This window comes from Streptomyces sp. NPDC058751, assembly GCF_042746485.1.
Classification (GTDB): Bacteria; Actinomycetota; Actinomycetes; order Streptomycetales; family Streptomycetaceae; genus Streptomyces.
On the sequence record NZ_JBHYPZ010000017.1, the window covers coordinates 129,890 to 156,884 of the forward strand.

At 68.7% G+C, this 26,995-nt stretch carries 30 protein-coding genes and 1 tRNA gene; 21 read left to right on the forward strand and 10 right to left on the reverse strand.

All coding sequences use genetic code 11. The features are described 5' to 3' along the window. Positions 1–20: 20 nt before the first annotated feature. The 16 genes from ACFW6B_RS17995 to ACFW6B_RS18070 all read left to right on the forward strand — a co-directional run bounded on the left by ACFW6B_RS17995 (position 21) and on the right by ACFW6B_RS18070 (position 10,613). A complete protein-coding gene (locus ACFW6B_RS17995; RefSeq protein WP_386597058.1) occupies positions 21–560 on the forward strand; it encodes a hypothetical protein in 540 nt (179 codons plus the stop codon). A gap of 77 nt (positions 561–637) precedes the next feature. Continuing rightward, positions 638–2,926, forward strand: coding sequence for a hypothetical protein (locus ACFW6B_RS18000; protein WP_386597060.1), 2,289 nt, complete (start codon positions 638–640; stop codon positions 2,924–2,926). A 201-nt stretch (positions 2,927–3,127) separates the two neighbouring features. After that, positions 3,128–3,370 carry a hypothetical protein gene (locus tag ACFW6B_RS18005; protein WP_386597062.1) on the forward strand — a complete coding sequence of 81 codons (243 nt, stop codon included), beginning with the start codon at positions 3,128–3,130 and terminating at the stop codon, positions 3,368–3,370. Positions 3,371–3,456: 86 nt separating this feature from the next. Further along, positions 3,457–3,864: a hypothetical protein gene (locus ACFW6B_RS18010; RefSeq protein WP_386597064.1), complete on the forward strand. Its 408-nt coding sequence runs from the start codon at positions 3,457–3,459 to the stop codon at positions 3,862–3,864. A gap of 2 nt (positions 3,865–3,866) precedes the next feature. Continuing rightward, positions 3,867–4,049 carry a hypothetical protein gene (locus ACFW6B_RS18015; protein WP_386597066.1) on the forward strand — a complete coding sequence of 61 codons (183 nt, stop codon included), beginning with the start codon at positions 3,867–3,869 and terminating at the stop codon, positions 4,047–4,049. Between the two features lie 92 nt (positions 4,050–4,141). After that, positions 4,142–4,759, forward strand: coding sequence for a hypothetical protein (locus ACFW6B_RS18020; protein ID WP_386597068.1), 618 nt, complete (start codon positions 4,142–4,144; stop codon positions 4,757–4,759). Beyond that, a complete protein-coding gene (locus ACFW6B_RS18025; protein WP_386597070.1) occupies positions 4,759–5,073 on the forward strand; it encodes a hypothetical protein in 315 nt (104 codons plus the stop codon). The genes ACFW6B_RS18020 and ACFW6B_RS18025 overlap by 1 nt, the downstream gene beginning before the upstream one ends. A gap of 5 nt (positions 5,074–5,078) precedes the next feature. Next, positions 5,079–5,219 (forward strand): hypothetical protein, encoded by a 141-nt coding sequence (locus ACFW6B_RS18030; RefSeq protein WP_386597072.1) that lies wholly within the window; start codon positions 5,079–5,081, stop codon positions 5,217–5,219. Between the two features lie 146 nt (positions 5,220–5,365). Further along, positions 5,366–5,977 (forward strand): hypothetical protein, encoded by a 612-nt coding sequence (locus tag ACFW6B_RS18035; RefSeq protein WP_386597075.1) that lies wholly within the window; start codon positions 5,366–5,368, stop codon positions 5,975–5,977. Beyond that, on the forward strand, positions 5,974–6,825 hold the full coding sequence (locus tag ACFW6B_RS18040; protein WP_386597077.1) for a hypothetical protein: 852 nt from the start codon (positions 5,974–5,976) through the stop codon (positions 6,823–6,825). Before ACFW6B_RS18035 ends, ACFW6B_RS18040 begins: the two co-directional genes overlap by 4 nt. Next, positions 6,822–7,157 (forward strand): RRQRL motif-containing zinc-binding protein, encoded by a 336-nt coding sequence (locus tag ACFW6B_RS18045; RefSeq protein ID WP_386597079.1) that lies wholly within the window; start codon positions 6,822–6,824, stop codon positions 7,155–7,157. The genes ACFW6B_RS18040 and ACFW6B_RS18045 overlap by 4 nt, the downstream gene beginning before the upstream one ends. Beyond that, positions 7,154–7,351: a hypothetical protein gene (locus ACFW6B_RS18050; protein WP_386597081.1), complete on the forward strand. Its 198-nt coding sequence runs from the start codon at positions 7,154–7,156 to the stop codon at positions 7,349–7,351. The genes ACFW6B_RS18045 and ACFW6B_RS18050 overlap by 4 nt, the downstream gene beginning before the upstream one ends. 148 nt (positions 7,352–7,499) lie before the next feature. Next, the gene (locus tag ACFW6B_RS18055; protein ID WP_386597083.1) at positions 7,500–7,871 is read left to right on the forward strand and encodes a hypothetical protein; all 372 of its coding nucleotides are present in this window, start codon (positions 7,500–7,502) and stop codon (positions 7,869–7,871) included. Further along, positions 7,868–8,020: a hypothetical protein gene (locus ACFW6B_RS18060; RefSeq protein WP_386597085.1), complete on the forward strand. Its 153-nt coding sequence runs from the start codon at positions 7,868–7,870 to the stop codon at positions 8,018–8,020. Before ACFW6B_RS18055 ends, ACFW6B_RS18060 begins: the two co-directional genes overlap by 4 nt. Continuing rightward, a complete protein-coding gene (locus ACFW6B_RS18065) occupies positions 8,017–8,634 on the forward strand; it encodes a bifunctional DNA primase/polymerase (protein WP_386597087.1) in 618 nt (205 codons plus the stop codon). The genes ACFW6B_RS18060 and ACFW6B_RS18065 overlap by 4 nt, the downstream gene beginning before the upstream one ends. Further along, positions 8,631–10,613 (forward strand): DUF3987 domain-containing protein, encoded by a 1,983-nt coding sequence (locus ACFW6B_RS18070; protein WP_386597089.1) that lies wholly within the window; start codon positions 8,631–8,633, stop codon positions 10,611–10,613. The genes ACFW6B_RS18065 and ACFW6B_RS18070 overlap by 4 nt, the downstream gene beginning before the upstream one ends. 113 nt (positions 10,614–10,726) lie before the next feature. Here ACFW6B_RS18070 and ACFW6B_RS18075 read toward each other — a convergent pair whose 3' ends face one another. After that, positions 10,727–13,681, reverse strand: coding sequence for an NACHT domain-containing protein (locus tag ACFW6B_RS18075; protein ID WP_386597092.1), 2,955 nt, complete (start codon positions 13,679–13,681; stop codon positions 10,727–10,729). 86 nt (positions 13,682–13,767) lie between these two features. Between ACFW6B_RS18075 and ACFW6B_RS18080 the strand changes: the two genes are divergently transcribed. After that, positions 13,768–13,977 (forward strand): hypothetical protein, encoded by a 210-nt coding sequence (locus ACFW6B_RS18080; protein WP_386597094.1) that lies wholly within the window; start codon positions 13,768–13,770, stop codon positions 13,975–13,977. 778 nt (positions 13,978–14,755) lie between these two features. On the opposite strand, the gene ACFW6B_RS18085 is transcribed toward ACFW6B_RS18080, so the two are convergent. The 4 genes from ACFW6B_RS18085 to ACFW6B_RS18100 all read right to left on the reverse strand — a co-directional run bounded on the left by ACFW6B_RS18085 (position 14,756) and on the right by ACFW6B_RS18100 (position 17,287). Next, positions 14,756–15,754: a WGR domain-containing protein gene (locus ACFW6B_RS18085; protein ID WP_386597096.1), complete on the reverse strand. Its 999-nt coding sequence runs from the start codon at positions 15,752–15,754 to the stop codon at positions 14,756–14,758. 453 nt (positions 15,755–16,207) lie between these two features. Next, the gene (locus ACFW6B_RS18090; RefSeq protein WP_386597099.1) at positions 16,208–16,561 is read right to left on the reverse strand and encodes a helix-turn-helix domain-containing protein; all 354 of its coding nucleotides are present in this window, start codon (positions 16,559–16,561) and stop codon (positions 16,208–16,210) included. Then, complete coding sequence (locus tag ACFW6B_RS18095; protein WP_360216312.1) at positions 16,561–17,028, reverse strand: type II toxin-antitoxin system VapC family toxin; 468 nt, start codon at positions 17,026–17,028, stop codon at positions 16,561–16,563. Before ACFW6B_RS18095 ends, ACFW6B_RS18090 begins: the two co-directional genes overlap by 1 nt. Next, on the reverse strand, positions 17,018–17,287 hold the full coding sequence (locus tag ACFW6B_RS18100) for a type II toxin-antitoxin system Phd/YefM family antitoxin (RefSeq protein ID WP_386597101.1): 270 nt from the start codon (positions 17,285–17,287) through the stop codon (positions 17,018–17,020). The genes ACFW6B_RS18095 and ACFW6B_RS18100 overlap by 11 nt, the downstream gene beginning before the upstream one ends. Before the next feature lie 1,045 nt (positions 17,288–18,332). Between ACFW6B_RS18100 and ACFW6B_RS18105 the strand changes: the two genes are divergently transcribed. The 4 genes from ACFW6B_RS18105 (at position 18,333) to ACFW6B_RS18120 (ending at position 20,226) form a co-directional block, all read left to right on the forward strand. Then, positions 18,333–18,791, forward strand: a complete 459-nt coding sequence (locus ACFW6B_RS18105) for a hypothetical protein (protein ID WP_386597104.1) — start codon at positions 18,333–18,335, stop codon at positions 18,789–18,791. Between the two features lie 230 nt (positions 18,792–19,021). Beyond that, the gene (locus ACFW6B_RS18110; protein WP_386597106.1) at positions 19,022–19,231 is read left to right on the forward strand and encodes a hypothetical protein; all 210 of its coding nucleotides are present in this window, start codon (positions 19,022–19,024) and stop codon (positions 19,229–19,231) included. 71 nt (positions 19,232–19,302) lie between these two features. Then, positions 19,303–19,391: transfer RNA gene (locus ACFW6B_RS18115), tRNA-OTHER, on the forward strand. A 484-nt stretch (positions 19,392–19,875) separates the two neighbouring features. Further along, positions 19,876–20,226: a peptidase inhibitor family I36 protein gene (locus ACFW6B_RS18120; protein ID WP_386597108.1), complete on the forward strand. Its 351-nt coding sequence runs from the start codon at positions 19,876–19,878 to the stop codon at positions 20,224–20,226. A gap of 504 nt (positions 20,227–20,730) precedes the next feature. On the opposite strand, the gene ACFW6B_RS18125 is transcribed toward ACFW6B_RS18120, so the two are convergent. The 5 genes from ACFW6B_RS18125 to ACFW6B_RS18145 all read right to left on the reverse strand — a co-directional run bounded on the left by ACFW6B_RS18125 (position 20,731) and on the right by ACFW6B_RS18145 (position 26,793). After that, the gene (locus ACFW6B_RS18125) at positions 20,731–21,183 is read right to left on the reverse strand and encodes a hypothetical protein (protein WP_386597110.1); all 453 of its coding nucleotides are present in this window, start codon (positions 21,181–21,183) and stop codon (positions 20,731–20,733) included. Between the two features lie 478 nt (positions 21,184–21,661). Beyond that, a complete protein-coding gene (locus ACFW6B_RS18130; RefSeq protein ID WP_386597112.1) occupies positions 21,662–22,732 on the reverse strand; it encodes an FG-GAP repeat domain-containing protein in 1,071 nt (356 codons plus the stop codon). 164 nt (positions 22,733–22,896) lie between these two features. Then, entirely contained in the window at positions 22,897–25,476 is a 2,580-nt protein-coding gene (locus ACFW6B_RS18135; protein ID WP_386597114.1) for an Ig-like domain repeat protein, read from the reverse strand. A 231-nt stretch (positions 25,477–25,707) separates the two neighbouring features. Continuing rightward, positions 25,708–26,142 (reverse strand): hypothetical protein, encoded by a 435-nt coding sequence (locus ACFW6B_RS18140; protein WP_386597116.1) that lies wholly within the window; start codon positions 26,140–26,142, stop codon positions 25,708–25,710. A 96-nt stretch (positions 26,143–26,238) separates the two neighbouring features. After that, positions 26,239–26,793 carry a GNAT family N-acetyltransferase gene (locus tag ACFW6B_RS18145; protein ID WP_386597118.1) on the reverse strand — a complete coding sequence of 185 codons (555 nt, stop codon included), beginning with the start codon at positions 26,791–26,793 and terminating at the stop codon, positions 26,239–26,241. Between the last annotated feature and the right edge of the window lie 202 nt (positions 26,794–26,995).

Genomic DNA, 26,995 nt, shown 5'->3' on the forward strand with positions numbered 1-26,995 from the left:
CCGCGAAGGAGAACACGACCATGGCTCGCATCATCCGCACCCTCGCCCTGACCGGTGCCGCCGCCGCTGCCCTCCTGGGCACCGCCGGGACCGTCCACGCCGACACCCCCGAGAAGGCCACGGCCACCGTCGAGGCCGCCATCGACCGTGCGGCCGGCGCCCCGGTCACCCTCCCCTCCGGCAGGACCGTCCACATCCGCGGCCTCGACACCGCCGCTTACCGCGCCGACGCCTCGCACCGCAGCACGGTCGTCACGATCGCGGACGGACAGAACACCGGCACCGGCGTCGGAACCCCGGCGTACACGGACTTCAACACCCAGACCCAGCAGGTCCGCACGCAGTCGGCCGGGGGCACGATCAGCGTCGTCGCGATGCTCGGCACCGGCCTGGCCATCTTCACCTTCTTCATGGTCAAGAAGGGCCGGATCAACGCCTGGCACGCGGTCGCGCTGGTGATGTTCGGCGTCGTTCTCGCCCCGACCACCTTCGGCCCGCTGCTGCAGAACCTGGGCGTCTCCGCCGCGACCTCCCTGGGCAACGTCTGGGGCGGCTTCTAGGCCACCGACCAGCCAGTTAGCCAGCAAGCCAACCAGCCGGGGCGCGTCACGCGCCCCGGGAGAGGGGAAACCGGCCGATGGCCATCGAAATGCACTCCCACCCCACCGGAGAAAGCGAAGGCGTCGTCGACGCCGAGATCATCGAGGCAGAGGAGGCCAGCCGCGGCGACCGGGCGAAGGAGTGGGCCGCCCACCGACGCACCCAGGCCGCCGCCGCGTTCGCCGAGCAGCGCGCCCGTGTCGCGCAGCGCTTACAGGCGTGGTTCGCGACGGCGGATGTCACCGACGAGCAGCTTGCCCAGCACGTGGAGCGCCGGCGCCGCCTGGCCCAGCAGAGCAAGGAGGCCGAAGTCCGGGGCCAGGTCAAAACGCTGCAGGCTCAGCTGCGAGGCGCCTCCAAGGAAGAGTCGGCCGGGATCGCGGTGCAGCTGGCGGGAGCCGAGGCCCAGCTCGCCCTCATCACGGGCGACGCGGACGCCGACCGGATGAAGGTCGACGGCCGGGCGCTGAGCCGGGCTCGCTGGGCGAAGAAGGTCGGCCGCCTCGCGAGCGCCGTCGGCGTCGTCGTGGTGTACGTGAACGTGGTCCTCACCGTGGAGCCCATGCTCGCGCTCGCCTCCTTGGGCGCCGCGCCGTTCGGCTGGTGGTACCTCTCCCGCCCCCTGGTCGACGACAAGGCGACCGGGCAGGCCGGGGCGGTCGACCTGGCCAAGGCCCCCGACGGCACGGTCATGGTGGTCGACCAGGCCACCGGCGAAGCCGTCCCCGCGGACGCGGCGCCGTTCATGCCGGACACCCTGGCCAACCTCGGGAGGGTCAGCCTCATCAAGCGGGAGTCGGGCCGGGTCCAGGGGGAATCCGACCTGGTCACCGCGCTGGTCAAGGCGGGCATCATCACCGAGGCGCAGCGCGACGAGACCCACCTCGCCGGGGTCATCCAGCCGTCCGGGCCGGGCTGGACCGCCACCGTGGAACTTCCGCGGGGCGTCAAGGCGTCCGCCGCGATCAGCAAGGTCGAAGACCTCGCCTCCGCGATGCGGATCAAGAAGACCCGGATCGAGATGTCCGCCGACACCTCGGACGACGGTCACGAGGGCCGGTTCGTGCTGTGGGTCGCCGATGAGGACAACCCCTACGGCACCGACAAGCACCCCTCGGAGCTGATCACAGCGGAGCGCTGGGACTTCTGGCAGCAGGGTGTCCCGCTCGGAGCGGACGCCCGCCGGGGCCGCCACGCCCTGCACCTGCTGTGGTTCTCCCTGCTCATCGGCGGGCTGATGGGCTACGGCAAGTCCTACCTCGCCCGCCTGGTGGCGGCTGCGGCCGCGCTGGACCCGACCGTTCGGATCATCGTCATCACCGGCAAGACCGGGCCGGACTGGGCACCGCTGCGGCACATCGCCCACCAGTGGATCGCCGGGGCCACCCCCGGCATCATCCGGCAGGTCCTCGATGTGATCGGCCAGACCATCGAGGAGATGCAGGACCGCGGCAACGAGCTGGACCGCCTGTACGAGGAAGACCCCGAGTCCGTCCCCGAGGGGAAGATCACCCCGGAGCTGGCCAAGAAGGGCATGGGCCCGGTCCTCCTGGTGGTCGACGAGCTCCAGGAGCTCCTGGACGGCGCCGCCCTCGTACAGGTCCCCGTCGACGAGGACCGAGACCCGGAGGCCGGCGGCCGGGTCAAGACCCGCTCCGGCCGCGACCTGATGGTCGAAGGCTTCGCCCGCTACGTGCGCGTGACCCGCTTCGTCGGCGGCATGGGCGTGTTCATCACCCAGCGCCCCGACGCCGACAGCGTGCCCACCAAGCTGCGCGAGGTCTGTGCCAAGCGCGCCTCCTACCGGGTCAAGGGCGACCGCAGCTCCAAGATGGTCCTCGGTGACGACGCCGTCGCCAACGGCGCCGCCCCGCACCTGCTCACCGAGGCCAGCCGCGGCGTCGTCGTCCTGGACCAGGGAAGCGACGACGGGCACGTCACCCTCAAGGCCGACGTCATCGATCTCCCCCAGTTCAAGGAGATCTGCCTGCGCGGCCGCCAGCTGCGCGAAGAGGCGGGCACCCTCACCGGCGACGCCGTCGTATACGGCAAGACCCACGCCGCCGAGGCCACCGCCCGGAACCTGATCGCCGACTGCATCGCCGTCATGGACGCCGACGGAGTCGATCGCATCCGCACCCAGCGCCTGGTGGAACTCCTGCAAACCCGCCACCCGGACCGCTACAAGGACCTCACCCCGGGCTCCCTGCAGTCCCAGCTGCGCGACGCGGGCGCCGGCACCACTCGCAAGCTCGGTCCGATAGACGGCATGGCCAACCCCAACGGCTACACCCGTGAGCAACTCGCCGACGCGGCGCGCAAATAGAGACAGATCACCCCGGTCGCCCTTCGGTCGGCGCCTGGAATGCCCCGGTACGCACCCCGGTCCCGCCGGGTGCTGAACCGGTCGGCAGACCACCCGGGCCGACCCGACGACCACCCATCAAACCAGCGCATAACCGGCACCGACCAGGGGTCGACCACCTTCTCGACCACCCGGCAAACCAGGACGGAAGGGATCGCGCCCGTGGGGAACTACAAGGGCCGCGTCTACGCCCGCTACCGCACGCCCGGCAACCGCACGGTCACCGTCGTCGCCGAGATGCCGCTGCTGCGCAACGGCTACCAGTGCGACGGCTGCTGGCACGTCTACGACGACGTCGACCGCGTCGAGGACATCGACGACAAGGCCCGCGCCCACGCCTCCCGCTGCACCGGCCGCGGTCCCCAGGGCCGCACCTACGAGCCCTCCTACTGGGGCCTGATCTGACCATCCCGACCGGGGCGCCCGCCCGCCTGGACAGCACCCGGGCGCCCCACCCCAACCCGCACCACCCGACACCGAAGGAGCACGTCATGGCAGGCAAGGTCTGGGAACCGACCAAGGCGAAGAAGTTCGCCCGCGAGCTGGAGTTCGGCAAGCCCTACTACGTGATCGCGAACATCGCGACCAACCTCGCCCCGTACGAGGACCCGCAGATGTACAGCGAGTACGTCTTCACCAAGCGGCTGTCGTTCACCGGCAACCCGTGCACCGAGGGCGGCATGTCCGCGGTCACCCTGTGCCAGAACTTCGGCCCGGTCTACGAGGACCAGCCCCGGAACATGCGTCGCCTGGGCAGCCCCGGCCCGCAGGTCGCCGGACCCGTCCCCGAGGGCTACGAGGCGTACCTCGACGAGGCCGAGATCCGCGGCTTGGAGAAGCACGTGGCCGACGGCAGCGACCCCAAGCGGCGCCACCCGCTCGGCAGTCGGCGGGTGTAGCCGTGGGGACCGCCGACCGCGAGCAGCTGCTCAAGAGCGCTGCGGATCTCGTCTGGGAGCACGCGATGAGCGGCTGTGGAACTGACCCCCAGCCGATGGCGGCCGCCCTCGCGGCCGCCCGGAAGGTCGGGATCTCCCTGCAGGAGATCGCCGACTACAACGTCGGCAGGCCCGGCGACCTGTGACAACGCATCGGGGCGCCCCCTTCTCGCCTGGACAGCACCAGGGGGCGCCCCTCCCCAACCCGCGCACTCACGCACGCAGGAGGTAGTACGAGATGAGCACGACCGCCCCCGTCAGAGCAAGCCGCGCCGCCGACCGGGCCGTCGAGGCGCCGATCGACGTCGACGGCCTGGTGGTCGAGATCGAGCGCTACCTCGCTGCCCGGACCCGCACCACTGCCCGGCCGCTGGTCACCAAGTCCACCCAGGAGCTCATCGACGAGGCCCTACGCGGCCTCGCGCTCTCCCCGGCTGCGACCGGGGCCCCCGTGCTCGCTCCGCCGCCAGCCTGGCTGCGGCGCCTGCCGGACTGGGCCCTGTCCATCCCTCTGGTGCGCAACCGGTGGGGCGCCGGCGCCCGGCAGGTCACCGCCGCCGAACACCTCGAACTGACCGCCTTGGTCATCGAGCGGTGGGGCTGGACCCAGGGCGCCGACCGTGACGAGGACGGCGGCCGCTGCATCCGCGGAGCCCAGTACGTCCTGCTGCGCCTGGGCTACGGCGACGCCGACACCCTCCACCGCGCAGACGCCCACCTCCACCAGGTCCTCGCTCCCACCGGAGGCAGCAGCTACGTCGCCTTCAACGACGCCCCCGGCCGCACCAAGGAGCAGGTCCTCGCCCTGCTGCGCACCGCCGCATCCGAAGCACGCCATGGAAGGAGCACGATCTGATGGGCTGGAACGTCTCTCACGGCACCAACGCGAACGGCGAGTTCCGCCGCTCCTACACCTCGATGTCCAACCTCGCGCAGCAGCTGGTGCACGTACTGTCCGCGAGCGACTGGCGGTCGATCGCCTACCTGTTCAACCGCCCTTCGGGCGACCCGTTCACCGTCGTTCCTGCCGAGGCCGGCCGAGTCGCCGACGTGCTGCGCACCGCGGCCGTCCACCGGCTGATGCCCGGCGACTGGGGCGCCACGGCCGACGAGCTGGCCGACGCCGCCGACCGCGCGGCGCACGCCGACGAACCGTGGATCTGGAGGTGACCGGCGTGACGCGCTGTCAGTTCTGCGGCGAGGACAAGCCGGACGTGCGGGTCCGCCAGGATCCGTTCGCCTGGAACGTCAACGACGAGGACTGCCAGGTGCCCATGTGCGACGGGTGCGAGCAGAACCGCTTCGACGATTCCTGACCGCTCTCTCGCCCAGCTCATCCGCTCCGAGTTCGGCTCTTCGAGTCGACCCGGCAGCACGGGGCGAGGCCGCCAGCCTCCTACAGCAACGGCCTCGCCCCGCAGAACCCCTCAACCACCACGCGGTGCGAAGGAGTACCCCCATCATGCCCGTGACCTCCGAAAGCTGGAGCTCCACGACGCTCGCCCTCGTCAATGACGAGCACGACCGCCGCAACGCCTCCGACGGCCACTCCCGCTACGGCGCATACCTCAACCAGCGGCTGTCCTGGCTCCACGAATACGACGAGCCCAACCAGCCGCTGCCCACCGCCGAGTTCGCCGCCGCGGCCTGGAAGGTCGCGACCTCGCCCATCATGTCGCCGGGCTACGTCGAGATCCGTTCCGACCTGCGCGGCATCACGCTGGCCTTCGCCGAGGACGGCGACGGCCGGCTGCTCGTCGACGTACACGTCCCGCTGCACCACCACGACCTGCGAGCGGCGCGTGACATCCCCTACAGCTGGCAGGACTGGGGCTCCGAACGTCACTACCTCTCCCCGTACGAGACGTTGTTCGAGCCGGGATCCAAGCGCCCCGCCCTGCTGACCACCACCGTCGTGCGCCTGGTGGTGGACACCAGCTGGAGTCTGCCCCCGCAGCAGCACACACGCGGCCACGGCCTGGTCGACGACGCCAAGCGCACCGTCGCCACGCTGGCCTCCGGCATCAACCAGCACGCGGGCCCGATCGTCGCCGCCCTGCGCGGTGAACGATGACGCCCACCCGCACCCTCCCCGCCCACGGCACACGCAGCCGCTACAGCAACCACGGCTGCCGCTGCGAGACCTGCCGCACCGCGCACCGCGAGTACGAGCAGCACCGCACGCGGCAGAAGGTGTACGGCACTTGGCAGCCGTACGTCGACGCCGAACCCGCCCGTCGTCACGTCCGGGACCTCATGGCCCGGGGCATGGGATGGCGTCGTATCGCGAACGTCTCCGGCGTCGCGAACGGCACGATCACCAAGCTGCTGTACGGCGTCCCCGCCAAGGGCCGACGGCCCGCACAGCGAATCCGCCGCGAGACGGCCGAACGCCTCCTGGCCGTCGACTACTCCGCCGAACTCCTCGCCGACGGCGCGCTCGTGGACGCCACCGGCACCTGGCGCCGCATCCGCGCCCTGGTCGCCGTCGGCTGGCCCAAGGTACACATCGCGCGGGCGCTCGGCAGCGTCGGCGAGGGCCTGCAGCTCGATGAGCGCCTGGTCCTCGCCTCCACTGCCCGCCGCGTCGCCGAGTTGTACGGCGCCTGGTGGGACGCGGACCCGACAGAACACGGCGTACAGCCGGCACAGGTGGGCCGCGCCCGCCGGTACGCGGCAGCCCGTGCCTGGGCTCCGCCCATGGCCTGGGACGACGACGTCCTCGACGACCCCGACGCCCGGCCGCACGCGGAAGAGCATCGCGCGATCTCGTCCGCCGAACGGCGAGAAGAGATCGAGCACTTGGCATCCTTCGGAACCCCGACCCACGAGATCGCCGAGCGAGTCGGTCTCAGCACCGACTACGTCCGCGGCCTCCTCGGCGGCTGGGTCAACCCGGTGCGCGGCAAAACCGCGTCATGACGGGCGGGCTGCCGGTCTTCGGATGGAACCAGGCCGACCGGCGCGTCTACGCGACCCGCCGCCAGCTCGCCGCCGAGCGGCTGAGCCCCGGCGGACCCGTCGCGGCCCGGCTGGTCTGGCGCAAGGGCAAGCGTGAAGCCCACCTGTACCTGCACCGCCAGGCCAAGCCGAAGCGCGTCATGACCTGGCCCCAGATCGAGGCCCTCGCCAAGGCCCTGGCCGCCCGCCGCTACTGCCCCGAGTGCCGCCGCGACGTCGGCTACTGCCTGCCCCGCCGCTACGGCCGCTGCTTCGACTGCCACACCACCTCCGAAAGGAGCCGAACACAGTGAAGAAAACCCTCCGACAGCCCGTCGAAGCCGGCGAGTTGAACGGCTACACCGTCGCCCTGACCACCGAGGACTACCGCGGCATCACGTCCTTCTGGTGGCACGCCTGGTCCCCCTCCGGCTCGTACGCGGGCCAGTCCAACGACGGGGACCTGCTCGCCCTCCTCATCGCCCGCCACCGCTACGACCACGCCTGAGACCCCGCACCGCCTCTCCCCTGCGCGGCATCCAACCCGCGCAGGGGAGGTCGGCCACGCCCACAAGGAGAACTTCACCCATGACCGGACCCGAGCACTACCGCGAGATCGACGGCTCGTGGCCGCTCACCGAGCGGAGCAGCACCTGATGCCCATCCGTCCCGAGATGCGGGCCCGCTACCCCCGGAACTGGCCGCAGATCAGCCGTCGCATCCGCTTCGAGCGCGCGGGCGGCCGCTGCGAATGCGACGGCCGCTGCGGTCGTCGCCATGTCAGCCGCTGCACGGCCGTCCACGGCGAGCCTCACCCGGTCACGGGCTCGCGGGTCGTCCTCACCGTCGCCCACCTCGACGACGTCCCCGAGAACTGCGCCGACGGCAACCTCGCCGCCATGTGCCAGGCCTGCCACCTCGCGTACGACGCCGCCCTCCACGCCAGGACCGCGGCCCGGACCCGCGCCGCCCGGCTCGTCGCCCCTGGCCAGACGGCCATCCCCCTCACAGAAAGAGACCCCGCGTGAAGATCCGCATCATGGCCACCGCCGACGAGGCCGCCGAGCTTGTCGAGCGCCTCCGCCAGGTCGTCACCGTCGTCGAGGTGTCCGAGCCGTACCCGAACCGCCGCAGCGACAGCGCTCTCGTACGCGTCTACGTCGAGGTGCGACTGTGACCGCTCACCGCACCCAGCAGTGGGAAGCCCTGGAGGCCGCCGCCCTGGCGGCGGCCTCCCGCGGCTGGCATGTCTTCCCTCTCCAGGTCGACGGCCTCGTGCCGGCCGTACGCGACTGGCACGACCGCGCCACCACCGACCCCGAGCGCATCCGCCGCTGCTGGGGCGCCGGCGCCTTCGGCATCGGCATCGCGCCCTGTCCTTCCGGCCTGGTCGTACTCAACCTCGTCCCGGCCACACAGGGGCTTCAGGCGCCGCCCGAGTGGCGCCTGCCCGGAGTGGTGGACGGAGCAGACGTCCTGGCTGTCCTCGCGGAACGCCACGGAGCCGCGTACCCGACCGAGACGTACACCGTGCGTACGCCCTTCGGCGGCACTCACCTGTACTTCAGGCACCCGAACGGCCCCTGTCCGCCCGCGACTCGCGGCCCCAACAGCTCACTCGGCTGGCACATCTCCCTGTACACCGCCGGCTCCTACATCCCGGCCGCGGGCAGCCCCACACGGTGGGGCCCCTTCACGGTCGTCCACGACACCGAGCCGGCCGAACTGCCCGCGTGGATCACCGACTCGTGGTCCAGCGACAGCGCCACCGCACTGAGAGGAGCGGCGTGAGCACGCCCCAGCACGCCCCCGGCGACAACGTCATCCCCATGACCGAGGCGCCGAACAGCGTCGAAGCCGAGCAGATCGTCCTCGGCGCTGTCATGCTCGACGCCGCCGTCCTGCCCGAGATCGAGAAGGAGCTCGGGCAGGACCCCGCGGTCTTCTACCGCCCGGTCCACGAGACGATCTGGCGCGCGATCGTGGAGCTCGTGGCAGGCGGCATCCCGCCGAACCCTGTCGTCCTCACCGACGCGCTGGCCAAGTCCGGCAATCTGCAGCGAGTCGGCGGGGCGTCCTATCTGCACATCCTGTGCGAGGCAGTTCCGACGGCAGCTGCTGGACAGCACTACGCGAGGATCGTGCGCGAGCACGCCGATCGACGGCAGATCCTCGGACTCGGGACCCGGCTGATCCAAGCGGCGCGGGATTCCGGCGAAAACCACGACGAACTGCTCGCCGCAGCACGGCACGCGCTGGCCCGCACCACAGTCGAGGAACGCTGGCCCGCCCCGACACCGCTCGGCGAGCAAGGCCCACTCCCTGCATTCCCGGTCGACGCACTCCCCACCTGGGTGGCCGAACACGTCGCCGCAGTAGCCGAGTTCACCCAGACGCCCGCCGACATGGCGGCGACCATGGCGCTCGCCGCGCTGTCCACCGCCGCCGGCGGGCGCGTCCACGTCCAGATCCGGGACGGCTGGGTCGAGCAGACGAACCTCTACCTGGTCGTCGCCATGCCCCCGGCCTCCCGCAAGTCCGACGTCTTCGCTGCGATGACCCGCCCGATCTACGACATCGAGGCAGCCATGCAGGAGGACGCGCGCCCCTCCATCATCGAGGCCGAAGTCGCCAAGGAGGCCGCAGAAGCCCGCGCCGAGTCCATCCTGGCCAAGGCCCGCAAGGCTGACGACTCCACTGCGGCCACATCCCTGGTGGCCGAGGCCGCGGGGCTGCGCATGGAAGCCGAGTCGATCGCCGTCCCGCCCAAGCCGCGTCTGACCGCCTCCGGCGACGTCACCCCCGAGACCCTGACCAAGTTGCTGAGCACTCACGGCCGCCTGGGTGTCCTCTCCCCGGAAGGCGACCTGTTCGACATCATCGCGGGCCGCTACAGCTCTCGCCCCAACCTCGGCGTCTTCCTGCAGGGCCACAAGGGGGAGCGCCTGCAGGCCGAACGCATCACCCGCGAAGCCGACTTGGGCGAGAAGCCGGCCCTCACCATCGGCATCACCCTGCAACCTCCGGTCCTGATGGACCTCGCCCAGACTCCCGGCGCCCGTGGCCGAGGCCTCTTGGCCCGCTTCCTCTTCTCCCTCCCGGCATCGACCCTCGGCTACCGCAAGATCGTCGTCCCCCCGGTCCCGGAGAAGACGTCCCGCGCGTACGAATCCCACCTCACGGCTCTGGTCCACACCCTCACGGACCTCCCAGAGGCGGTCACCATCAAGTGCTCCGGGCCCGCCGACCAGGCCGTCATCAAGCTGCAGGAAGACGTCGAGCCCAAGCTCCGCCCGGACGGCGCCCTGGCCCACATCGACGACTGGGCAGGCAAGTACGTCGGCGCCGTCGCCCGCATCGCCGGCCTCCTCCACCTCGCCGACCGCACCACAGGCCGCTGGGGCGAGCCCATCGAGGCGACCACGATCGAGCGCGCCATCGCGATCGGCGAGTACTACACCGCCCACGCGCTCGCCGCTTTTGGCCTCATGGAGACCGACGCGGACACCGAGAAGGCCCAGCAGGTGCTCGACTGGATCCGCCGGACGAAGGCAACCAGCTTCAAGGCCCACGAACTCGTCACGGCCCGCCGCCGAGCTTTCCCCACCGTGAGTTCCACGGCTCCGGCACTGAGACTCCTTGAGGAGCACGGCTACGTCCGTCGACTTCACGAAGAACGAGCCGGGACACGCGGACGCCAACCGGCTTCGGTGTATCGGGTGCATCCCTCGGTTGTGGAGGTAGACGATGCGTCAGACATGAAAGCTTGAGGCCCCCGCCAGATTTTCTCCGGGCCCAAGGAACACTGCCACGATTGGAGAGGCTAAATTCTCCTTTCCTGACTCCTGCCGCAAATCCCAACCAATCGAACCCGAGGAGCGGCTCAGGTGCCTGTTGTCCGTGGCCGCGGGTACAGACTGACCGCATCAGGGGCAAATCTTTCGATGCCTGCGACCTCGCTTGCATAGCTGACGGATACCTGGAGTCCCTCGATCCGACTCAGGGGGGTGATGTCAATAGCCTCGGACTGGAAAGCACGGCAGTTGATGAAGAAGCGTTCGAGGTTGGGGAAGAGGTCCGGAACCAAGTCCAGTTGCGGATTTGATTCGGATAGAAACCGGAGGTAGGTGACGCCGCGCATAGGAGCTGCATACCTGAGATCGCAATCCGAAACACACAGCTCCGCCAAATTAGGGAGGGCGGCAATTTCTTGCCATTCTCTCTCATTAGGTGCGGCATTGATCGTCAATTCATGCAGCTTCTGCCACCTGGAGACACCAGCTAGACGAGTGCCGACCCAAGCACCTAGGGACAGCGAGATAAGACCCTCCGGTGCCGGCAGGTCTGCCAGACTCTCCCATGACAGACGGCCATAAAGGGCAAGACTGGCGAGCCCAGGTAGAGAAGTTAGCGCATCAAAGGAGAATTCAACCGGTACATCAATGAGGCTCAAGCGGGACAGTGACAACCCTGCAAGGTCTTCAAGGTGCGCAAGTTGAGCACAATCGGACAGAGCGAGTTCTTCCAAAGCGGGAAGATTGCGGACAAATTGCAAGTCCGCGAGCAGTTGACCAGAGTGGATCCTCAGCGTTCGAGTTTGCTCGGGAGAGAGATGCTCGGCGATCTCACTCCCATTGAATGCCCCTCGAAATGTGACGCCGATGACGGGTTTTAGGAGCCGCAGCGCATTGCGTTGATCATGGGTGTGGACCTCCAGAGATAAAAGATCCCGATCCGGGAGGGGGAGCAAGATGTCGCGAGCATAGTCGTCAGCGTTAAAGTGCTCCCATCCCCGGGATAGCGCGAAGTACGCTAGCTTAGGAGGCTGGGACTTTATGAAGTGTCGGAGGAAGGCGTAAGCATGGTCGCCGCCAATGGCGGCGGCAGTTTCGACGACGGGGCCTACCTCATCACCTTCCAGACCTTGGTGCCCCGGCAGCAGATCCAGGATGCCCGGCCCGAGCGCGGCAAGCTCCATCGCCTCCTCTTGGGAGCGGGGCGGCATCAGGACGCGTGCACGCTGTTCGACCAGCCTTCGAGCGTCGGGCTCGACTTCTGTGGCGTACTGCAGGCTGGCGGCCGCCAGAAGGTGGAGTCTGCTCCTACACTCGGCCTCGGCGTCACCGCGCGCGACAAGGCGGCGGAGCAGATCCGCACTCTCGACCGGGCGGGCATGGGCAACGGCCATGCGCACGACGTCCTCCCACTGGTCGTCGTGCGCATTGTTGACCAGCAGCGGAAAGTCGTGAGCCTCGATGACGGCTTTCGCCCCCAAGTAGTCCTGGAAGGTACGGTGGACGAAGTCGATGGTGTCCAAGGTGGGCTGACGCAGAAGCCCACTGCGGCCGACCAAGTGCATCAGGACCTGGTCGGCAGTACCCTGCTCGGCCACCGCCTGCATGGCCGGCAGTGCGTCCCCGACCAGGGCCAGCACGGTGGCCCTGCCCATCTCGGTCTGACGGTTACGGATGAGCCAGTAAGCCAGACGCTGCAACAGCTGAACGCTCTGGTGTTCGGTGAGCTGAATACCTTCTGGGACACCGATGCTGCGCTCGAGATCACGGCGTACGAGCAGCATCGATAGCGCTGCCTCGTAGAGTTCCATACGACTGTGAGGCAGATGACCGCGGCGATCCCGGTGCAGCGCGCAAATGAGTGCACACATAAGGGGTGTACTAGACAACTGCGCCAGGTCACGCTGAGCGCGAACTGTCACCTGGAGCGCTGCTTCGAGGTCACGCAAGTGGGACCGTTCGGCCTCGGTCGCCGCGCTCTGCCGGGCGGCGGTATGCCACCGGTCAACGAAGACTCCGATGTCATCGACACTCATGGGCCGAACCGACAGTTCGGTGAAGTGCGATGAAGCCAGCCAGCCTTCGGGAACGGCTGACGGACGCGTGGTGACCACGAAATATGCGTCTGTGTAGGCCGCCAAGAGCCGCTCGAGCCAGTCCCGCGTGGCACCCCGCTGTTCTTGGGGGACCTCGTCGATTCCGTCGACCAGGACGAGTGCCTCGCCCCTGGCAAGTACGTCATCGGCCCAGCCCTCAGGCTGCAAGGCGGCCAAGGGGGCTCCGACCACAGACAAAAAATCATGCGGCTCCGGAAGGGGACCACGCCGCACCAGCGTGCGCAGCGGCAAAACGAACGGTATCCGTCCCTGCCAATTACCTAGTTCCTCTGGTAGTTCATCGCGCGCTGCGGCAACAGCCAGCCACTGCAGCATCGTTGTCTTTCCGCTGCCGGCGAGCCCTCGCAGCAGTACCCGTCGGCAGTCGGCCAACGCGTGCTCCGCACGCTTCAGGACGACGGATGGCCGATCATCCGTTTCCTCGCTGTCTGCAGGCCAGGACCCCGATTGCTCCGCCAGCTCCAAGCTCAAGTACGCCGCGTCAAGCGGCCAATGCGCACGTTCCGGCCGACTCAGGTCCAGCCCTACTACAGTCAGTTGGGAATGCCGCTCAGCCATGTAGCCGAGGTACCGCTCCTCGAACGAAGGCTGCACCGGCGACCGCCGTGGCCTGCGAACAGCAGCCCTCGGAAAGTCCTCATGCACCTGCGGTATACACGCAGCGGCGTGGCGTAGGGCCAGCAATGGCTCAGCATCCGTCCCCAGCGCCTTCGCCAGGGCGACCAGCGTGGCCTCGGAGGGCACCTTGTGACCGTTCAGCGCCTGGCTGATTGTTGTCCGCCCCAGCCCTGTCCGCTGCTGGAGCCCGCCCATCTGCAGGCCTCGCTGCACCCTGAGGGTACGGAGCCGCTGTGCAAGATCCGCCAGCGGATCCTCGTGCGCCCTCTCCATGTCCCGCTCCTCCGCCTCCCTGACGACCGTCTTCATTCATCTTTGTTCGGCCTGAACTCCGGTGAACACCGGAACAGCGAAATTTCCCGAAGCCGCCGTCACCAATCATTCGGGAAGAAGGCATGAACACCTCATCCATCCATCTGATGCTCCTGGCCCTGCTCATCGCAGTCGTCGTGCTCTTCTGCACGCTCGTAGGAGCCGCAGCCGGTCTACTCGCTCGCATCGACGGAGCCACCTACGCCACCGCTCTGTTGCGGGGTGCCGTGGCCTTCGCAGGCAGTGCCACACTGTCCCTGGCGCTGCTGACCTTCGTCCTCACGACACTGTGAACCCGCGGATGCGTTGCCGCGCTTCGGCAAGCACGCCTGGATCCGTCAGGGGTGCAGTTCAAACGACCAGGTTGTCCCGTTAACTGCTCTCCTGGCCTCTGGTCGCTGTGACAGACGCCGGAAACCGGGTGTGGCAAGACATGGATGCCTGGCATCATGACTCCCGTGATCATGTGTCGAAAGGCCGATGCCGCGTAGACGGCCACGCGCACTGCGCGCTGAACAACCAGTCCCTCGCGTCTGGGGGCCGACTCCGCCGTTCCGGATCCATGGACTCTCCACCGGGGCGAGCTTGGCGGTGCACCGGGTCGAGTACCTGAGTAGCAGTTTCTACATCCACCCAGGTGCCACCGACTGTGCATTGCGGCGGTATCGCGAGTTCCTCCACCCACCGGGCAGACGTCCGCTGTACCCGCAGGAGTCGCACTGCTCGTGCACCTGGTGCTCCTTCGACGACGTCAGGCACGCACGCGACGTACTGGAGGAGGTCCTGGAAAGACTGCCGGAACGGGCCCGTGCCGAGCTTGGCCGAATCGTGAAGCCTCTGGACTCGGTGTTCTTGCACCGCACCCTGCCGGACCCGTTCGCGGACTGCCGCCAGTGGCGCACACAGTTCTGGTGGTATCGCCGCTTGGCCGACAGGTCGGAGTGGGGGTGACGGGACCCGTGATCGACCCGCACCTAATGCTCTGACCGCATACGTTCACCGGGTCGGCGCTGTCCTTTTCGAGGCATGCCGGAGCTGTGTCGTGTGTGCTCGCGAACGAGGCTCCAAGGCTCAGCTGTGGAGGAAGGGGGTGACTTCGGGGAATGGCGCGGCGGTCTCGGGTGTGAAACGCCTGGTCACGCCCCGGAAGGAGCGGACCTCTAGCCAACTCTGGGCTGCCGCAGCAGGGAGGACGTCCAAGAGGGCCTTGAGGTCTGCGGATCTGAAGACCTTGAAGGTCTGCGTCCGCCGGTAGTCGGACGGCTGGACATCGAACCTGAGATCGACGACCGGCTGTGGCCGACGGCTCCAGTCGCTGTAGGGCAGTGCGCCGTGGCCGTGGATACGCGCGTCGACGAGGACTTCCGGATCCGCGTCGCCGATCTCGCAGTCGAAGACCGGAAAGGCTGTCGCGACACGAGCGGCGATGGCTGGATACGCGATGCAGGCCTGCCCGAGCGCCGGCGCACAGAACAAGACGTGGCTGAAGGGCCCCACCGGCATGGGCAGCGGCACCTTGTGGTGGGACTGCCCGTCGAAGGGCAGGTCGCGCCGGGCGCCGAGGACGGCCAGGAAGGACGACACGGCCGCGGGGTCATGGCACTGTCCGCGCATGGTGAAGCGAACGGCGCTGCGTCCCTGGTCCCGCAGCACGAAGTACTCGTGGAATCCCATCGGGTGATCCGGGGCATGGCTGCAGTGGTACGTCTCGTCAAAGCCATCGACCGGCAGATACTCGGGGACCGGAGCATACGGCCGGGCGCTTGACTTGATCACGTCGAGGACGGGCGTCTGCTGGTCGAGTTCGGCGACGTCGAACGGCCGCTCGACCTCGATGAAGCCTTTGCGGAGCCATTCGTTGATCTTGCGGGAAGCGTGGCGGCCGGCGTGCTGTTCGTCGTTCAGCGTCGACGTGCTCGCCCTGCCGTCGGCGCCTGTCGCGCCCCAGCGAAGGAAGCATCGGATGCCTTCCTTGCGAATCTCCCGGTACTCGGTCCTGGCCCCCTGCGGGAGCTCAAATCGCCGCCAGCCCGTCAACAGTTCCTCCTCCTGGTCGGTCAGTCCGTGCACCCGCACAGACTCAGCCACCGCGTATCCAACCGCCACGACGTCCGACCCTGTGAACGTATGTGGTCAGAGCGCTAGGTCGGATGATCGCGGCCATGGCTGTTGTGATCACGGCGTCGGACCCGTCTTGGATAACTCCCTTCACTGGACTGAGCCCACGCGGCTTCCGCACACTGCTGACGGCCCTGCGGTGTGAGGGCGCCGACATCGACTGGCTCGTCTCTGCTCAGCTACGCACCTTGAGTTCCTGACAGACCACACCACGGAACCTCTGAGGTAGCCGTGCTTCTAGCCGTGAACCACAGGCGAAACCTGCACTCACAGGAACTCCCGGTGTCATCATGAAGACGAAAGATGCAGGCAGGAGCCACTGGCTACAGGCTCTGTTGCTCTCCTAAAGCGGGTGTCGCAGGTTCGAATCCTGCCGGGGGCACAAGGGAAGAGGCCCCGGACCGATCATGGTCTGGGGCCTCTGACAGCTCGAATCTCAGCAGTACGCGGGGTGAAGGTGGCATGAGAGGCACCCTCGTCGATGGCCAGGTTCAGGGTGCTGTCCAGGGCCTTGGCCAGGTGGCGCAGCAGCGGGAGAGTGGGCACGGTGTCGCCGCCCTCCATCCGGGACACCTGAGGCTGCGTCGTCCCGGCTCGCTCGGCCAGTTCGGCCTGTGACAGGCCGAGCTCGATCCGACGGTCGTAGACCGCCTGCCCGAGATCACCGGCCAGCCGCGCGTCGACGTACTCCTGGTCGTACTCCACCGTCTCACCCGCAAGTTGCCGGGTCCGGCACGTTCTCCACGCGGTGTGATTCATCAGCTCTCGTGGGGCACCGTGGGACGGGTGACCGGTACGACGGTGAGGAGGTCGTCAAGCCCTTTGAAGTCGTCGGGGTTGGTGGTGAAGAGGGGAAGGTCCTCGGCCACGGCGATGGCAGCGATCATCAGGTCGGCCACCCGACGGCGCGGCTTGCGGCCGGCGCTGATCACCGCCGCGCAGATACGGCCGTAGATGCGGGCCGCTTCGGCATCGAAGGGGATGGGGTCGAACTCGTTCTCGGCGCGTTGCAGGACATCGAGCCTGCGGGCGCGTTCGGCGTGTTCGTCGTAGCCGCTCTGCTCGTCGTTGCGACGGACCTCGTGCGGACCGGCGGACAGCTCGGCCAGGGTGATGGCGGTGATCGCCATTTCGTCCGGCAGTTCCTCGGGGGCCACCCACCGGCGAAGGATCATGATGTTGGTGTCGAGGAGCCCCTGCTCGTACGTCGCACGGTCAGCGGGCATAGGGATCATCCAGGTAGGTGGCGGCCGTGGCGTCCTGGTCCGTGCGGAACACGTCGAGGGCGATGTCGGGTGCAGTCCTGGACATCGCGGCGAACTCCTGACGGGAGACGAACCGACGGCGTCGCCGCAAGGGGACGAGCTGACCGATCGGCTGTCCGTCACGGGTGACGGTGAACGACTGACCGCCCTGTATGGCGTCCATGATCTCCCGGGACCGACTACGCAGATCCCGCTGGGTGATTTCGGGCTGAACACTCATACCGGCCACGGTAGCACCCGGTGCTACACCGTGGCACAGCTGACAGCCTCCAGCTTCAAACACGGTGAGCCGACCGAGGCGAACCCGCTGTCGCCGTCATGGACGCCGGCCCACCGGAACGCATTCAACACATATGAGGCCGGGAAGCCCCGCGAACACGTGAGAACCACGAAGGGGTATTTTCCCAGGCCAGACACCACACACTCGACGTTTCCGCAGGTCAAGACCCCGCCCAGGGAAAACTCCTAAAGCGGGTGTCGCAGGTTCGAATCCTGCCGGGGGCACACGACTAAGGGCCAGTTCAGAGGCTTGTTCCTCTCGAACTGGCCCTTTTCCATGATCACGGCCGTGCCGCACCCGTGCCACAAGCTGGGCTAGCGCGTGTCTCTTTGATGGGCTGGTCAGTTGATCGGATGCGCCTGCCCGATCGGTGATCACGGATGCGATGCGGGAGCGGATCGAGCCGTTGATGCCGGCCGATCCGGTCCGCGGACCGCCTCATCAGTTACAGCGAGTTATCCATGAACCTGGCGATAGCTTTCCCAGCCGTGACTGGTCCGCCCTTCAAGCTGCGGCCCAGCGGGCTGCCGGTCCCGGACCCGGCAGGATCGATGACCTTGAAGTCCGCCTCGCGAATGATGCCGGTGTCCCCTTGGGAACCGCAGTTGTTCCCGGCGCAGTCCCGAGGCGTCCCCGGGATGACACCCAGACCGGGCGTGTTCAGGCCGGTTACGCCCTGAACCAAAGGGATCACGCGCCCGGTAGGGGGTGTGTCGGCGACTGCGGCGGTTGCGGAACTCACAGAGATCAGGGCAGTGGAGCCAGCAAGCGCCGCGGCGCAAAGGAAACGATGAGTGCTCCTGGAACCCTCCTGCTCATAGGAACGAGTAGCAAGATCAACGCTCGCCCGATCAAAGAGACACGACCTAGGCCAGAGATCGAGCCGCCCCCGGATGATCACAGCTTCCCGAGCTGACGCCGCCGACGAAGTCAGCGCGGGCAAACGGCCTCGCCCTCGCCGTATGCGGGTGCCTACGATCACGCGGTGAGCTACGACATCCACTTCTTGAACCGGCGCGACGGGCAGTCCTGGGACGAGGTCCTGGAAGCCATGGAGGACACCGCCGAGGACAGCGATCCGATACCCGCCCCTCTCCTTGAGGCTTGGGACCGAATCGTGCCGCAGGCCCGGAGGCTGCTGGGCCCAGTGGAGATCACGGAGTACGAGCAGGAGTCGCGGGACCTGAGCCACTCGGGCACAGGCATCGGCCTGTCCGTCTTCGGTGACGAGGTGAGCATCACCGTGCCCTACTGGCACGCGGGGGACGAGGCCGCGGTCGTGCTCGGTCTGGTCTCCGCCCTCGCCGCCGTCGTCGAGAAGGAGACCGGGCTGACCGCCTACGACCCTCAGACGGAACGTCCACTGGTGGAAGCGCCGATGGAGGACTCGATCAGACTGATGTCGCGAATCACCGGCGATCTGCACAGCCGCTACGGCGGTTGAGCACCGGGCGGCCGAGCCTGCCAGGTTCCGGGCTGATTGCTCGCCGCGTGCCACAGTCACGCCAGATACAAATACAAAGGTCCGAGCAGCAGCCCACCTCAGCGCCTCAGGCCCAGCCATCCGTACCTGTTGGAGTAGCTCTCGAAGCAGTACCGGGTCGGGCGGTCCCACTCCTTCCCGGTGGCGAGTTCGTACGCCTGGTCCGACACGTACAGCAGCCACTCCCCGTCATGTCGGCAACCGGAAGCATCCCGGACTTCTCCTGGTCCAAGCGGTGGAGCGCCTCGGCATGGCGTTCCGCGAAGCCGATGGTGCCGGGGACGGAACGGCGGCTCAGCTCCTCGGCCAGGCGCCGGCGGCTCGCCTGCGTGGCTTCGCCGTTCAGGGTGGCCATCAGCGCCCAGAAGGCGGCCCATGTCATGGTCACCGGCGCAGGATGACAGAGCGGTCCGACATCCACGGCCGACATCAACGAGGCCGGACGGCGGCATATGGCCAGCGCCCCCGCATGACCGCCGGACCTGGCGACGACGGCCCCGGATGCGGGCGTAGATCGAACTCCTGAAGCGGGTGTCGCAGGTTCGAATCCTGCCGGGGGTACAGCAGAAGGGCCGGCTCGGGAGGGTTTCCTCCCCGGCCGGCCCTTTGCCGTGGTCCCGGCCGCGCCGCATCCGTGCCACGAGCCCGGCCGTGCGTCCGCCGTGACGCCCGCCTTCGTTCGCGCCTCGATCCAGCCGCCTCGGAAGTCGCTCCCGCAAAGCCGTCCGCCCCGGGAGCCGAAAAGGGCGTGAAGCTTTCCCTCGATGGCGGAAATCCGGAGACTCGATGGCGGAAATCCGGAGATCGGACGGCGACGCCAATGCACCCTCACGCCATGACGAATGAGTGTCCAATGTCACAGGGGAATTCCACTGACGTCCACCACTCTCCTGACGCGCGGCCGAGCGGCAAGATCGCGCGCTGTGGTTGGAGTGTTAAGTTCCCCATGACATGCAGCATTTGACGTTGCATCACACAATCGTGCGATTATGTGATGCGACTTGAGATCCAAAAGTCTGTCGACCAAAAAATATCGGGGATCCGTATGAGCATGCTCAAGAAAAGTCTGACGATGGCGGCCGTGACCGGTGCTTTGCTGGGCGGCACGTTCGTCACACCGGCCGCGGCGGCTGACCCCAACACCTGTCCGAGGGGATACGCGTGCGGGTGGACGGGAGCGAACAGGACCGGTGAGAGGCACGTCAACTCCCTGACGCCCGGCTGCTACCCCCTCCAGAGGGTCAACCGGTCCGTCTCGAACCAGACGTCCTATCGCGTAGTGCTCTGGCACGTCGCCGGTGGCTGCGGCAGCGGCACCAAGCTGGCCACTCTGAACCCGGGCACCTACGCGGACAACCCCGGCGCCGTTACCGGCATCGAGGTTTACCGGATATAACTCCGCGGCTTTCATGACGAAGGCCGAGCCCGAGATGCACCGCCGGTGTTCCGCCCGTCACGGGCGGAACACCGCGCTTGAACGCCCACGACGTCCACCCCTCCCCACCAAAACCGTCCCGACCCGCAAAATGAGGCCCTCGGCACTCCAGCAGCAGTTCGGTATCCGGGCCCGCGGCGCCACGACCGAGCCGTCTGGTCGCCGGTCCCCGGGACGTGTACGTCCAGCTCGACTCCAAGGACGGTGACTCCTACGGAGAACGTCCACGGAACCCGTCCCGTGAAGCGGCGCTCCACGTTCGGCGTCGACGCGGCGCCGAAGACGGCGGGGGACTTCGTCGACGTGCGCTGAGGCAAGCGCACGTCCCCCGGCGGCCGCGGCGGCCGGGGGCTCCCGTGCGCGTCCTCTGATCGTGCCGACGCGCCGGGAGACTCCAGGATCTCCGACAGGGGCGGGCTCAGGAGCAGTGTGCGCCGGTTCGGCTGTTCGGCCTGTGGCAGGACGTCAGCAGGAGAGGGAGTCGATGTAGATGTGCTGAGCGCTGTTGATCTTCATCCACATGCTGGCCTTGCCGTTGCGGTTCGTCGTCTGGGTGCTGCCGCCCCACCAGTGCCACTTGGTGACACAGTTCGCGGGGAACTTCACGGCGTCGGTGTCGTAGAACTTCGAGTACTTGCTCGAACCCGACCATCCGTGCGGATCCAGCCAGATCCGGGCGTTGGGCACGTTGGCCACCCGGACCGGGTTGCCGTGGCAGGGGAGGTTGTCCCCGTTCTCGTACGTGCCGTAGCTGTCGGCCCAACAGTTCGAGATCGACATGGAGTAGTCGGTGTTGTTGCTCACCTCACCACCGCATCCCGAGGTGTCGCAGGTGCCGGCCGAAGCGGGCGCGGACAGGAGCGCCAGGTTCAGCACGGACGCGGCGAGGACTGCCGCAGCAGCAAGGCTCTTCTTCATTTCACTCCCAGGTGAACAGCAGGAACTCGGTCATGGACGAAGGGGGTTGGTCTTCGGCTGTGGCCGAGGAAGCACCGCGCCGCGGGACGGCGGGTGTCGTGGGGCGCCGAATGCCGCACGGGCACGGAGACGTCCCGGCGCACGGGCGGAAGGTGGTCGTCGTCGTACTGCCGGCGGGGCGGTCGTGCCGCCTCGGCCGGTGCGACATCCACAGCTTCCAGGACGTCGGAGAGCCACGGCAACAACAGCGGTCACACCTGGGACAGTGGGACCATCCCACCCCTGTCGACCTGGGGAAACAGGGAGGCACTGGGATGCTGCCCTGGGACACGGAGACGACTCGCGCCGTGCCTGCCGGCCGAACGAGCAGTGGTGCCCCGTCGATCGAACTCCCGGAGTGGGTGTCACGGAGGCGTGATGCCGGACGGGCCCGGACGAGGTATGTCGTCCGGGCCCGTCGGGCGGTGGTGGAAGCCGGTCAGAACAGACCCTTGTACCCCTGCCAGCCGGTGGCGAGCTTGGTGCGGCCGCCGAAGGAGCCCTTGCCGTTGCCGTCGTTGCGCCACAGGGTGCCGGAGGTGTCGCGGGAGACGAGGTCGGCCCGGCCGTCGCCGGTGATGTCGCCGGCGCCGACGATCGTGTCGTACGAGGAGCCCCAGTCGGTGAAGACCTTCACGCGTGTCTTGAACGTGCCGGTCGCGGTGCCCGCGTAGCGCCACAGTTCGTTGGACCTGTCCTGCGCCAGCAGGTCGCCGTACCCGTCGCCGTCGAGGTCACCGGCGCCCACGACCTTCTTGTAGCCCGTCCACTTGGAGGCGGTCTTCACCCGGGCGGAGAGGGTGCCCGTGCTCGTCGCCTTGTAGAGGTAGACGTCGCCGGTCGAGGCCTGGCGGGCGATCAGGTCGGCCCGGCCGTCACCGCTGACGTCGCCGGGCGAGGTCAGCACGTCGTACTGGTTCCAGCCCGTGCCCAGCGAGGTGTACGCCGTCGACGGCGTCACCGCAGCCCCGCACGCGGGCCGGTAGGCGCGCAGCGAGCCGCTGCGGGTCCTGCCGTCGATCCAGTACTGGACCACCATGCCGTGGGCGTCGGCCACGGGCGAGTCGCCGCTGCTGATGGAGGCGTTGGAGGAGAGGTCGTCCGGGGTGCCCGCCACCGTGCGGTCGTCCACCGTGCCGTCGCCCCGGAGGGCGAGCAGGTGCCACGTCAGCCGGTCCGTCGTCCAGCGGGTCGTGACGACGGTCCGCCCGAGCGTCCCCTGGTAGGTGTCGCCGTCCGGGAGCGGGATCGTCGTCGTGGTCCCCCCGGCCGCCATGTCCCGCAGCCTCACGGTCCGGGTGGCGACGTCGTGGCGGGCGACGACGTCCGAGCCCGCGCCGAACTCCGGCATGCCCCAGAGCTCGGTGGCCGAGGCGTCCACCACCGTGTCCGCACCGGTGTAGGTGGTCCACACATGGCCGCGCCCGGGTTCGCGGCGCAGGAACCCCGACGGGCCCGCGCCGAACAGATGGGTCGAGGGCAGCAGGGACGTCGACGCCGGGATGACCACCTCGGTGGCCGGGTCCGCGTGCGCGTCGAGGGCCAGCGGTCCGATCGGGAGTGAAAAGCGATGGTGCCTGATCCGCGCGAGAGGGCCGGGCCGGGCCCGGCCCTCTCGGGGGTCACGGCCGGCGGGTGGCTCGGAGCCTTCCGCCGACGGCCCTGTTCAGCGGGTCAGTTGGTGATGTAGAGGTACTTCCAGGAGCTGTAGGTGGTGGAGTTGACGGTGTCTCCGGAGGAGTCGTTGACGTAGGCCGACCGGACCCGGACGCGAAGGCCCGCCTCGTCGAAGGAGCCGAGGTCGATGACGGTCTTGCTGTCGGGGTCCAGTTCGAAGTAGTCGTCGAAATCGCGGTGCCACGCGCCCTGGTAGTAGACGTCGATGTCCAGCCGGTGCGCACGGCCCGGGTAGTAGCTCATCGTGGTGGTGAACAGCGGGCTGGTGGTCTTGCGGTACCAGTAGTACGTCGTCGAGGAGTTCGCGCTGATCTTGCCCGTCTTGTAGTACTTGGCCAGCGAGGTGGAGACGCTCACCTGGGCGTACGAGGTGACCTTGACCGACTTCGGGGCGGTGCGGGCGTCGCCGGCGAAGACCGCGGTGACCGCGGTGTCCCGCTTCATGTCCACCACGGCGGAGACGTTTCCGCTGGAGTTGACGACCGCCTTCTTCACCAGGACCTTGGGCTTGTCCGAGCCGAAGGGATCGGCCCAGATCTCCACCGTGCGGTTCTTGTAGGTGGTGCCCAGGTGCGCGGTGAAGGTGACGTCCTGGCCGTAGGAGTAGATCTTGCCGCTGTTGTTCAGGCTCAGCGTGGTGGCGGTCCGGGAGACGGCCACCGTGTCGGAGCCGGAGCCCGCGGCGCGGGTCGCGTCGCCCGCGTAGGAGACGGTGTACTTCACGTCGCCACCGGCCGGCGGGGTGTCGGTGAAGGAGAAGGTGCCGTCCGCCTTGGTCGTCACCGGGGCCAGCGCCTTGCCGGAGGGCGACTCCAGGTCGGTGCGCTTGACGGTCAGCACCGTGCCGGCCGGCAGCGCGGCGGCGTTGGCGGCCTTGCCGGTGACGGTCAGCGACTTGGCGCGGGTGGCCGTGGCGGGTGCGCTCACCGTCACCGTGGTGGCGGCGCGGGAGACGGCCACGGTCCGTGAGGCGGACGCCGGGGCGTGGCCGGTGTCGCCAGCGTAGGAGACGGTGTACTTCGCGTCGCCCTCGGCCGGCGGGGTGTCGGTGAAGGAGAAGGTGCCGTCCGCCTTGGTCGTCACCGGGGCCAGGGCCTTGCCCGACGGCGACTGCGCGTCGGTACGGGTGACCGTCAGCGACGTCCCGGCCGACAGCGGATCACCACCGTCGACCTTCCCGGTGACGGTCAGCGACTTGCCCGGAACGGCCGAGGAAGGCGCGCTCACCGTCACCGTGGTGACGCTGCGGGAGACGGCCACCGTCTGCGATGCGGACGCCGGGAGGTGACCGGTGTCGCCCGCGTAGGAGACGGTGTACTTCGCGTCGCCCTCGACCGGCGGGGTGTCGGCGAAGGAGAACGCACCGTCCTCGCCGGTCGTCACCGCGGGCAGTTCCTTGCCCGACGGGGACTGCGCGTCGGTGCGGGTGACCGTCAGGGACGTTCCGGCCGGCAGCGCGTCGCCGCCGCTGACCTTCCCCGTGACGCTCAGCGACTTGCCGGGAACGGCCGAGGAAGGCGCGCTCACCGTCACCGTGGTGGCGGCCCTGGTGGGCGCGTCCAGTGTGTTGAGGCGGTACGTGCTGCCGCTTCCGGTGACCGCGAAGAGGTGGTTGCCGTCCGGCTCCCAGGCCAGGCCGTTCGGGACGAGGGTGCCCGTACCGGTGTCGGCGAAGTCGTACTTCCGGACCGGCTCGGTGGCACCGGGCCTGAAGACGTAGACGTCCGGGTCGTACATGCCGTCGATGCCCGCGGCGACGGTGCCGTCCGCGGCGATGTCGACGGCGTTCGGGTAGGCGTCGGTCGGGTAGCTGCCGACTTCCTTCAGGTCGGTGGTGGACAGCACCTGGTGCCGGTAGGGCGAGCCGCTGGCCGTGACGACCTGGGCGCCGTCGGGGGTCACCGCGAGGTCCCGCAGGTTGCTGCCGGCCTCGCCCTGGGCCAGACGCCTGGGCGCGTCGGCGCCGGAGACGTCGTAGGTCGCCACGGCGGAGGGGCTGAGGCCGGGTACGCCGGCGGCCAGCACGCCGGGCGCGGCCGGGTTGGACGCCAGCACGGGCGCGTAGTACCAGTGGCCGCTGTCCTGGGCGACGGCGAGGACGGGGTCCGGGCCCGAGAGGTCGAGGGAGCCGATGTTCCCGGACCACCCCGTGCCGTAGCCGAACCACAGCTTCCCGCCGGCGCGGGCGAGGGTCGCCGGGGCGTCGGCGGTGCCGGTCGAGTAGCGCGCGGACTCGGTGAGGCCGGCCGTGTCGATCGCCGCGATCTCGTCGGTGCCCGCGACGGCCACGTACAGCGTCCCCGAGTCGGCCGAGAGTTCCAGTCCGCCCGCCGCCGGCAGCGAGCCGAGCGTCCCGACGACGTTGCCGCTGTAGTCGGTGGCGACGACCTTGCCGCCGGTCCGGTCGCTGACGAAGACGCGCTGGTGCACGCTGTCCACGACGAGGTCGGCGACGGAGGCGACGGGCAGGGAGGCGTTGCCGTCGGCGTGGGCGGCCGTGGTTCCGAGGCCCGTCAGCGCCACGGAACTGAAGAGGACGGCGAGTGCCGTCGCGTGGGAGATTCTGCGGTTGCGCAAGGTGGTTCAACCCCATGAGCCGTGGGAGGCCGCGCGTCATCGGAGGTCGGAGGTACCGTGCGCGGCATATTTCGGATGCCTATGACATGGGTGTGACAACGGAGTCGTCGGAATGGTTGTGCGCGGGAAGAGGGGATTCCGGGGCTTCTCCCGCTACGGGCTTCCCCTGCTCCGGGACTTCTCCCGCGGCGGTGTCCGTTCCTCACCGGCGACCGGGCCCGCTTCGGGGGGTCAGCGCGGCACCCGCCCGGCGGTGAACCCCTCACCGTCCTGGAACTCGATCAGAACCCCCGTGTCGACGAGGTGGACCCAGCACTCGGGACCGTGGTCGAGCACCGCGTCGGCGTGCGCCGCCAGCAGGCCGGCCTCCAGGGCGAGCGAGGGTACCGCGAGATCGCCCCAGAACACGACCGCCAGCTCGTCCGGGCCCGCGAGGTCGCCGAGCAGTCTTCGAAGCTCCCCGCCGTCGAACTCCGGGGAGCGCCGGATCACTTCGGCACCGCGCCAGTCCAGCCGGTGCGACCCGATGGAACCGAACCGGTTCAGGCCCAGGGCCGCGAACGTCCGGCTCTCCCCGTACGACAGCACCACCGCCGCGTCTCCGACGGCCCGCAGCAGCACCGCGATCTCACCGGCCCTCGTTCCGTAGACGGCCTCGGCTCCCATGACACTCCCTCATCGGCGCCCGCGGGGCGCGACGTCCTGCCGGCCCCGGTACCGCCCGGGCCCCACGGCGAGCGGTGGCGCCGGTCGGTCACGCGGTCACCGGTCCTCGCCGGCTCCCGTCCGCAGACGCCATCGCACCTGGACGCCCGTCTCGCCGGGGGCCTGCGGCCCGTCCGGCACCCGCACGCGCTCGATCTCGGTGAAGCCCAGGCGGCGGGCCACGGCGCCGCTCGCGGGATTCGCCTCGTCGTGGTGGATCTCGATGCGGTCGATGCCCGGCAGGTCCCGTCCCGCCCGTACGAGGGCGGCCGCGGCCATGGTGGCCAGGCCCTTCCCCGTCCACGCGTGGTGGAGCCAGTACCCGATGTCCAGACCGCCGGGTCCGATCCGGCGGTGCAGTCCGCAGCTGCCGAGCACCACACCGTCCGAGGTGACGGCGTAGTCGTACTCCTGTCCCGCGGCCCACTGCTTCTCGGCGTGGGCGAGGAATCCCTCCCCCTGCTTCCGGTCGTGGGTGGCCGCGAAGGGCATCCACGGCAGCAGGTGTTCACGCGACTCGGTGATCGCACGGTCCAGGGCCTCGATGTCGTCGGCGCGCCATCGGCGCAGTTCGACCCGGTCGAAGCGGAGTACGTCGGCAGGCTGTCCCATGGCCGGGATACTGCCCCGCCGCCGTCGGCCCGGCAACGCGATTACCGGCGCCGGACGGGAACGGCCCGGACCGTGACCGGTCCGGGCCCGCTCGATCCGCCGCGGCGCTAGGGTCCGTCTTCAAAGATCATCAGGTGGTAGATCATGGTCGGGTGATACGACGCCATGAACTCACTGACCTGGAGTGGGAGTTACTCGCTCC

Coding starts and splice junctions, on each gene's coding strand:
- ACFW6B_RS17995 (WP_386597058.1), top strand. CDS start 21: ATGGCTCGCATCATCCGCACCCTCGCCCTGACCGGTGCCGCCGCCGCT.
- ACFW6B_RS18000 (WP_386597060.1), top strand. CDS start 638: ATGGCCATCGAAATGCACTCCCACCCCACCGGAGAAAGCGAAGGCGTC.
- ACFW6B_RS18010 (WP_386597064.1), top strand. CDS start 3,457: ATGGCAGGCAAGGTCTGGGAACCGACCAAGGCGAAGAAGTTCGCCCGC.
- ACFW6B_RS18020 (WP_386597068.1), top strand. CDS start 4,142: ATGAGCACGACCGCCCCCGTCAGAGCAAGCCGCGCCGCCGACCGGGCC.
- ACFW6B_RS18025 (WP_386597070.1), top strand. CDS start 4,759: ATGGGCTGGAACGTCTCTCACGGCACCAACGCGAACGGCGAGTTCCGC.
- ACFW6B_RS18035 (WP_386597075.1), top strand. CDS start 5,366: ATGCCCGTGACCTCCGAAAGCTGGAGCTCCACGACGCTCGCCCTCGTC.
- ACFW6B_RS18040 (WP_386597077.1), top strand. CDS start 5,974: ATGACGCCCACCCGCACCCTCCCCGCCCACGGCACACGCAGCCGCTAC.
- ACFW6B_RS18045 (WP_386597079.1), top strand. CDS start 6,822: ATGACGGGCGGGCTGCCGGTCTTCGGATGGAACCAGGCCGACCGGCGC.
- ACFW6B_RS18055 (WP_386597083.1), top strand. CDS start 7,500: ATGCCCATCCGTCCCGAGATGCGGGCCCGCTACCCCCGGAACTGGCCG.
- ACFW6B_RS18075 (WP_386597092.1), bottom strand. CDS start 13,681: ATGAAGACGGTCGTCAGGGAGGCGGAGGAGCGGGACATGGAGAGGGCG.
- ACFW6B_RS18080 (WP_386597094.1), top strand. CDS start 13,768: ATGAACACCTCATCCATCCATCTGATGCTCCTGGCCCTGCTCATCGCA.
- ACFW6B_RS18090 (WP_386597099.1), bottom strand. CDS start 16,561: ATGAATCACACCGCGTGGAGAACGTGCCGGACCCGGCAACTTGCGGGT.
- ACFW6B_RS18095 (WP_360216312.1), bottom strand. CDS start 17,028: ATGCCCGCTGACCGTGCGACGTACGAGCAGGGGCTCCTCGACACCAAC.
- ACFW6B_RS18100 (WP_386597101.1), bottom strand. CDS start 17,287: ATGAGTGTTCAGCCCGAAATCACCCAGCGGGATCTGCGTAGTCGGTCC.
- ACFW6B_RS18110 (WP_386597106.1), top strand. CDS start 19,022: ATGTCGGCAACCGGAAGCATCCCGGACTTCTCCTGGTCCAAGCGGTGG.
- ACFW6B_RS18120 (WP_386597108.1), top strand. CDS start 19,876: ATGAGCATGCTCAAGAAAAGTCTGACGATGGCGGCCGTGACCGGTGCT.
- ACFW6B_RS18125 (WP_386597110.1), bottom strand. CDS start 21,183: ATGAAGAAGAGCCTTGCTGCTGCGGCAGTCCTCGCCGCGTCCGTGCTG.
- ACFW6B_RS18140 (WP_386597116.1), bottom strand. CDS start 26,142: ATGGGAGCCGAGGCCGTCTACGGAACGAGGGCCGGTGAGATCGCGGTG.
- ACFW6B_RS18145 (WP_386597118.1), bottom strand. CDS start 26,793: ATGGGACAGCCTGCCGACGTACTCCGCTTCGACCGGGTCGAACTGCGC.